Origin of the sequence: Methylobacterium sp. 10, assembly GCF_000519085.1 — a bacterium.
In the GTDB taxonomy this organism is placed as follows: domain Bacteria; phylum Pseudomonadota; class Alphaproteobacteria; order Rhizobiales; family Beijerinckiaceae; genus Methylobacterium.
Map to the genome: position 1 here is coordinate 211,227 of NZ_KI912577.1, position 6,274 is coordinate 217,500.

General features: G+C 64.0%; 4 protein-coding genes (1 of these 4 running past the window's edge). 2 read left to right on the forward strand and 2 right to left on the reverse strand.

What is annotated here, in order from left to right; translation table 11 throughout:
• The first annotated feature begins 111 nt into the window (after positions 1–111).
• The gene (locus K368_RS0100945) at positions 112–372 is read left to right on the forward strand and encodes a hypothetical protein (protein WP_245259653.1); all 261 of its coding nucleotides are present in this window, start codon (positions 112–114) and stop codon (positions 370–372) included.
• A gap of 99 nt (positions 373–471) precedes the next feature.
• On the forward strand, positions 472–1,485 hold the full coding sequence (locus K368_RS0100950; protein ID WP_027170754.1) for an adenosine kinase: 1,014 nt from the start codon (positions 472–474) through the stop codon (positions 1,483–1,485).
• Between the two features lie 111 nt (positions 1,486–1,596).
• Here the strand turns inward: K368_RS0100950 and K368_RS0100955 are convergent, their stop codons facing one another.
• Positions 1,597–4,455 carry a bifunctional [glutamine synthetase] adenylyltransferase/[glutamine synthetase]-adenylyl-L-tyrosine phosphorylase gene (locus K368_RS0100955; RefSeq protein WP_051439985.1) on the reverse strand — a complete coding sequence of 953 codons (2,859 nt, stop codon included), beginning with the start codon at positions 4,453–4,455 and terminating at the stop codon, positions 1,597–1,599.
• 1,637 nt (positions 4,456–6,092) lie between these two features.
• A protein-coding gene (locus K368_RS0100960) for a HAMP domain-containing sensor histidine kinase (protein ID WP_027170756.1) crosses the window boundary here: on the reverse strand, positions 6,093–6,274 show its end. The gene runs 1,207 nt beyond the window's last position; the window shows 182 of its 1,389 coding nt (coding positions 1,208–1,389); the start codon falls outside the window, past its right edge — the gene reads right to left on this strand; its stop codon occupies positions 6,093–6,095.

The following is a 6,274-nucleotide window of genomic DNA, read 5'->3' on the forward strand; positions in this document are numbered from 1 at the left end:
CTCAGCGCCGTCCTGGTGAGCGGGCGTCTCGAACGTGAGGGAATTCCAGCGATGCGTGTCAGGCTTCTCGGAACGGCTTTCGTCCTGACAGCGCTTCTGCCGTCCTTCGCTATGGCGGAATGTACGAAGGCCGTGCCGCCGGACCCGGCGACGCGCCCGACGAAGCCGCCCGCTCCCGCCAAGCCGGCCTGCCTCGACGCCAAGGGCGGATGCCCCGGCTGGGAGGCCTACACGTTCAACGACACGGTGAAGGCCTACAACCTGCAGATCGCGGCCTATCGCCCCCTGGCCGAGGCCTATGTGAAGGCACTGAACGCCTATGTGAAGGCGAGTAGCGACTACGCGCAGTGCGAGGTGAAGGCGCTGCAATAGGCGCCGTCTTCGCGGACCTAAGCCACCCGACCCTCGCTTGACCCTCCTTGGGTGCGATGCCACAGCCTGCAGCATCGCCAGCGCCAGACAGGATGCCCGATGACCGCTCCCCTCGACCTTCTCGTCCTCGGCAATGCCATTGTCGACCTGATCGCGCGGACGGATGAGAGGTTTCTCGAACAGCAGGGCGTCCCCAAGGGCGCCATGCAGCTCATCGACGAGGACCGGGCGGAGAGCCTGTTCTCGGTGATGGGACCGGCCACCATCGTTTCCGGCGGCTCGGGTGCGAACACCGCGGTGGGCGCGGCTCTCCTCGGCGCGAAGACCGGCTTCATCGGCAAGGTCCGCGACGACGAGCTCGGCGGTCTTTTCGCTCACGATCTCAAGGCGACCGGCGTCTCCTTCGCTGTACCGGCCGCATCGGAAGGACCGGCCACGGCCCGCTGCTTCATCCTGGTGACGCCGGACGGCGAGCGCACCATGAACACCTATCTCGGCGCCTGCCAGGGCCTGTCGCCGGCCGATGTCGACGAGGCCACCGTGGCAAGCGCCCGCACCGTCTATCTCGAGGGCTACCTCTGGGACCCGCCGGCGGCCAAGGATGCCTTCCGCAAGGCCGCCAAGATCGCCCACAATGCCGGCAACGCCGTCGCGCTCACCCTGTCCGACGCGTTCTGCGTCGGCCGCTACCGCGAGGAATTTCTCGGCCTCATCCGTGACGGCAGCATCGACATTTTGTTCGCCAATATCAGTGAGTTGAAGAGCCTCTACGAGACGGAGGACGACGAGGCCGCGATCAAGGCCCTGCGCGACGAGCGCAACCAGCGCGGCATGCATCTCCTCGGCCTCGTCACCCGGTCCGCCGAGGGCGCGATGGTGGTGAAGGGCGGTGAGATCCGCTCCATCGAGGCCGCGCCGGTGAACGAGGTGGTGGATACGACCGGCGCCGGCGATCTGTTCGCGGCGGGTTTCCTCGCCGGCCACGCTCGCGGACTCGATTATGTGTCGAGCGCCCGGCTCGGCGCCCTGGCGGCGGCGGAGGTGATCCAGCATATCGGCGCCCGGCCGCAGCACGACCTCGTGGCCCTGGCCAAGGCGCGTGATCTTCTCTGAAATCACCGCCATCGCACCCCCCGTTCGACCGCCATCGGCCACAATTTCCGACGAAGCGGCGGATGGGTCCGATTCCGGTACGGCGGACCCGCGAGAGTGGGCCAGCGATCCTCAGCCGAGCAGGCGCTCGAACAGCAATCTGACTTCGGCGCGGCGTTCGTCGAGTTCCGCCGCCAGGGTCGCGGCATCCGGCAGGCCCATGGCTATGGCGAGTCGCGTCAGCGCCACCGACTCGCCGGCCTTCGACTCCGCCTCGCCCATCAGCCGCTGCCAATGGAGCGCGTCGTCGACAATGCGATAGGCCTCGCCGAGTCGACGGGCCTCGTTCACCGGTAGAAGGCCCAGATCGCCGGCCTCGGCGAAGACGGACGATGCATCCAGACCGACGAGACCGGGATGGCGTTCGGCATGGGCCAGGGTCAGGGCCTGGGCCATGAAGTCGAGATCGAGCAATCCGCCCGGGGCCAGCTTGAGATCGAGCGGTCCCGCAAACCCTTTCTCGCCGGCCACGACCTGGCGCATCTCGCGCACCGCGCGGTAGACCTCCGCCGTGTCGCGCTTCAAACCGACGATGGTCCGGATCTGCGCCATCACGTCGTCGCCGAGACTCCGATCCCCGGCGATGACCCGGGCACGGGTGAGCGCCATGTGCTCCCACAGATCGGCCTCCTCCTGCTGATAGGGAAGGAAACTCCGCACCTGCACCGCCACGGGCCCCTGCCCGCCGCCCGGCCGAAGGCGCAGGTCGACCTCGTAGAGACCGCCGCGCCGGGTCAGCGCCGTCAGCGCCGCCACGAGGCGTTGAGTCAGGCGGTTGTAAGCCATGACCGCGTCGATGGCCTTCGGCCCGAGACTCGTCCGGTTTTCCGAATCGAAATCGTAGAGCACCACGAGGTCGATGTCGGATTCCGCCGTCATCTGGTTGGCGCCGAGCCGACCGAGGCCGAGGACGACACAACGCCCCCCGGGCACCTCCCCATGCTCGATGAAGAACTGGCGCGACACCGCGTCGAGGCTTGCCTCCACCACGGCATCGGCGATGCCGGCATAGGCCTGCCCCGCCGCCTGCGGCGACAGGATACCCGTGAGCAGTCGCGCGCCGGTGACGAAGCGCAACTGCCGCGCCGCATCCCGGCTGCGGTCGAGGAAATCCTCGTAGGCTGCCGGCTTGCCGACCAGCCCACGATATTGCGCGGCGATATCGGCGGCATCCACCGTCGGTGCCACGAAGGCGGGGTCGATCACCGTATCGAGGACATGGGGGCTGAAGGCGACGGTCTCGGCCAGGCGCGGCGCGCTCCCGAGCAAGTCGGCGAAGAGCAGGCGCAGCCGGTCGTTCGAACGCAGGATGGTGAGGAGTTCCACCGCCGCCGGCATCCGAGCGAAGGCCCGGTCGAGGGTGTCCAGGGCCACATCCGGGTTCGGTGTTCCGCCGAGCGCCTGCATCAGGGCCGGGACGAGTTCGGTGAGAACTTCGCGGGCCCGCGCCGTGCGGACGGCCGGGCGACGTCCGAAATGCCAGCCGCGCACCGTCTCGGCCACGCGCTCGGGATCGGCAAAGCCCAGGGTCCGCAGGGTGGCGAGGGTCGCGGGATCGTCGTCCGTCCCGCTGAAGACGAGATTCCCCACCGATGAGGACAGGTCCGGTTCGGCCTCGAACAGCAGCGCGTAATGCGCCTGCACCCGCCGGGCGTGGCGCATCAGGTCCGCCTCGAACGCCTCCGCATCGGCAAAACCGGCAAAGCGCGCGAACGCCGCGATCCCGGCCGCGTCCATCGGCAGGCGCTGGGTCTGCTCGTCGTTCACCATCTGCAGGCGATGCTCGATGGTGCGCAGGAAATCGTAGGCCTGCCCCAGTTCGTCGCGCGCGGTGCCGTCGATCCAGCCTTCCTGGGTCAGAGCTGCCAGCATCTCGATGGTGCGGCGGCCGCGCAGGTCCGGCCGTCTCCCGCCGAAGACGAGCTGCTGGGTCTGGACGAAGAACTCGATCTCCCGGATGCCGCCACGCCCGAGCTTGATGTCGTGACCGGCGACGGCGATCGTGTCGTGTCCACGAACGGCATGAATCTGGCGCTTCATGGCATGGACATCGGCGATGGAGGCGAAGTCGAAATACTTGCGCCAGACGAAGGGCCGCAAGCCCGCCAGGAACTGCTCGCCCGCCGCGATGTCCCCGGCGATCGCGCGCGCCTTGATATAGGCGGCGCGCTCCCAGTTCTGGCCGAGATTCTCGTAATAGAGATAGGCGGAATTCAGCGAGATGGCCGTCGGCGTCGATCCGGGATCGGGGCGCAGGCGGTAATCGACGCGGTGCACATAGCCATCGGCGGTGCGCTCCTGCAGCAGCTTGGCGATCCCCTGCGCGAGCTTGGAGAAGAACGGCGTCGGAGCCAGCCCCTCCTTCAGCTTGGCGATATCGGGATCGAAGAACACGACGAGGTCGATATCGCTCGAATAGTTGAGTTCTCCGGCCCCGAGCTTGCCGAGACCGAGGATGACGAGGCCGGATCCGACCTGCGGATCGGCGGCGTCCCGGGGGTAGAACCGCCCGGCCTCGGCCGCCTGCAGCAACAGGGCGTCCGCCGCGGCATGGACGGAGGCATCGGCGAAGTCGGAGAGCGCCTTGGTCACCGTCGCCAGGGGCCACAACCCGCCGATATCGGCCAGGGCCACGAGAAGGGCATGGTCACCGCGGTTGCGTCGCAACTCCACGGCGACGGCATCGAGATCGCGGACCTCTCCGGATTCCTCGCGTGCGGCGGATCGTTGCCGGGCGATGAGGTCGGCCACCACGCGTTCGGGCGGGCTCTCCAGCATCGTGGCGACGCGCTCGGGGTTTCGCACCACGCAGCGCCACAGGAAGGGGGAATGGTCGGCGAGGCCGAGAAGCAGCGCTCGTCCCGCCTCGTCGAGATGGGCGAACGAGGCCTCGACCTCCTCGAGCCGCGCCGCCGCACGCTCGGGATCCATCAGGACGGGCGCCCTCGTCAGGCGCTGGGTCAAGGGCGCTTCCTCGGTCACGGGTAGTCCTTTCCCGGCTCAACGGGTTCAGCAAAAGCGGGCACTGGTTTTACGTCAGAAAACGCTCGACACCTCAAAAGCCCAAGCTCGTGGTGGAAATCTGACGGATGGTACCCGCCTTGAGCGTCCGCGATGGGTGGATAGCCGACCTACTGCCTTATGGCGCAACTCCACCAACGACCAAGCTAGTACATTTTAGTTACAAGCCATACTAACATGCAAGCTGCAGAAAAAGCGGCCACTACTAGAAGAATGTAATTGAGCGGGTGCTTTCGCGACAATGAAAGCTTAATACTAATAGTTTTTGCACCAATTCCGAAAAGCGCTCCAATACTTACCACCAAAACAGCAATCAGGGGGTAAACGATAAGAAAGTTTATCGGATTTAATCCAAACAATATTAATATCGCCAGCGCATCTATGAGAGCAATCAGGACCGCAGATAAAAGCAAAAAGCGCTTAGTAGTTAATGTCATAGTAAGCGCTAGTGACACTCCAATTACGGCGAAGATCAATGGCTTACTCCCAAGTTGCGCGAACAAACCCTGTTTGCTCAACAAGCCGTTCTACCGTAAGTTCACAATCAGGTAATGGACATTATCGGAGGCTTCCGTCGTTTAAGGGTAATTAGCGGACTTCGCCCCGATGGCGGGACCTTGCCGCTATCCTTCTCCTGCACTCATCCATGATGTCTTTGAGTTCACAGTCGATCATGTACAGACGGCCAAGCCCCTTCTTGAAAGAACAGGCGTAGAAAAAGGCAATGAGCCTATATATGGCGGGTGAGCGAACAGGGCCGCGCCCAAACGGAACACCTAGTCCTTGATCGTATAGCCATCTATTTCCAACGTTATCAAAATTGTCAATCATCGCCCCGAGAGCGCGACGTTGGGCGATTAACTGTTCGAATTGTTTCTCAATTTCCTCATCCGTGAGCTTGGCGAGGTCTCCCCTAAAATTAAGTCCTGTTACACGCATTCGCAACTCTAAGGGTAAGAGAGCAATTTGGATAGCGTGCCAAGGTTGGCACCGGTGTTTGCCTTCCGCAATGGTATGGCTCGAACGCTCGTTTGAAGATTCATAAAACACAGGGAAGAGGTTAGCGCATCGGCTGGACCGTGCTGTCCAACTCGTAGGTCGTATGAACGAGTCGGTTCGGTACCGATATAAAGAGTTCTAGGGCCACGACGGCACAAAGTAATGCCGTCCATAGTTCGCGTCGCCAAGCGTATCGTATCGCCATCCAAGCGCAGAGCAGCATCAGTCCAAAATGTCGTACGAATGCGAAAGCCAATGTTTCCGCTGGCAGCCAGTCCACAAAATTCCCCTCTCCGCCAACCAGATCAGCCCGGGATTGCGGCGTCCATCTCGGATAGTGGCGGAACTCTAGCGCGTAAAGCCTTGGCTGAACGTCTGCAAGGGGTCGGGAGCGGACCGAGGCCGTCGGTTCCATCCGTCAGATTTCAACCAACAGATGGAGCATGGGCTCGCCAACGCGAGCCTGCTTCGTATCTCTCAAAAAGTCTCAGCTGCGCCGTCGTGCCGTGAGCGGGAACGGGCCGTCACCGAGAGTTTTGCGAACAGTCTCAGGCCGGGAGGGTCATCACGACGCGAAGTCCCGGCCGATTGTCTTCCAGGGCGAGCGTGCCCTGGTGAAGGCGCACCACCGCGTTGATGAGACTGAGCCCGAGACCGAAGCCCGGCAGGGAACGCGCCTCCTCCAGGCGGACGAACCGGCCGAGCACACGCCCGCGCGCATCCTCGGGAA